Source organism: Kitasatospora phosalacinea, assembly GCF_000717185.1.
Classification (GTDB): Bacteria; Actinomycetota; Actinomycetes; order Streptomycetales; family Streptomycetaceae; genus Kitasatospora; species Kitasatospora phosalacinea_A.
The window spans coordinates 1-267 of record NZ_JNYE01000307.1 but is presented as its reverse complement, the minus strand read 5'-3'; the positions used below and the strand labels follow the sequence as shown (position 1 = coordinate 267).

The 267-nt window shown below is 70.0% G+C and carries 1 pseudogene; it reads left to right on the top strand.

The features are described 5' to 3' along the window. Positions 1 to 267: pseudogene (locus OO57_RS38145) on the top strand (M4 family peptidase); the annotation flags it as partial.

Here is a 267-nt window from a genome sequence, read left to right as displayed (position 1 = left end):
TCCTCCGGCGTCGTCGACAACTCCTCCTCCCAGGCCGCCCACGGCGGCTCCTGGAAGGCCTGGATGGACGGCTACGGCTCCAGCCACACCGACAGCCTCGCCCAGACGGTCTCCGTCCCGGCCGGGTGCAAGGCCACGCTGAGCTTCTGGCTGCACGTCGACACCGCGGAGACCGGCAGCACCGCGTACGACAAGCTGACCGTGACCGTCAACGGCACCTCGGTCGCGACCTACTCGAACACCAACGCGGCCACCGGCTACGCCCAG